Below are 684 nucleotides of genomic sequence, written 5' to 3'. Positions count from 1 at the left end.
TGCGGCTGGATCACCTCCTTTCTATGGAGAATCGTTTCCTGCAATGGAAACATTCAAATATGAAGCGTAAGCTTCAACAATCAAGCCAGGTCGGCTTGGAACTCACTCGTTGTCAGTTTTGAAAGAGCAACCCTCTTTCAAGTTGATCCTTGAAAACTGGATACCGAAACGAAACATCGCGTTTTAGAAAACTGTTCTTAACTGACACTGTGTAAACAGGATCGGTCATGAATGAAAATAAACGATGGATTCGAAACTAATCAAAGGAAAGATATTTTGCTTTGCAAAAATCACTTTTTGATTGAAGTAGAAGAAGTCGTTGCTTTCTTAGGAAAGCAACTAGGTTAAGCTAGTAAGAGCACACGGTGGATGCCTAGGCGCTAGGAGCCGATGAAGGACGTGGCGAACAACGATAAGGCCTCGGGGAGCTGTAAGCAAGCTTTGATCCGGGGATGTCCGAATGGGGAAACCTGACTGGATTCATCTCCAGTTACTCACACCTGAATACATAGGGTGTGTAGAGGCAGACGAGGGGAACTGAAACATCTAAGTACCCTCAGGAAGAGAAAACAAGAGTGATTCCGTCAGTAGCGGCGAGCGAACGCGGAACAGCCTAAACCAAGGAGCTTGCTTCTTGGGGTTGTGGGACGTCTCTTTGGAGTGATAAAAGAGTTTGGTAGATGA

Annotated in this window: 1 rRNA gene; it reads left to right on the top strand. The window is 45.2% G+C overall.

The features are described from left to right. Window positions 1–342: 342 nt before the first annotated feature. Window positions 343–684, top strand: a 23S ribosomal RNA gene (locus tag IEX62_RS23590); the annotation flags it as partial.

This window comes from Paenibacillus hunanensis (assembly GCF_014645615.1).
In the GTDB taxonomy this organism is placed as follows: Bacteria; Bacillota; Bacilli; order Paenibacillales; family Paenibacillaceae; genus Saccharibacillus; species Saccharibacillus hunanensis.
The sequence above is the reverse complement of the archived record's forward strand: the minus strand, read 5'-3'. Positions and strand labels throughout refer to the sequence as shown.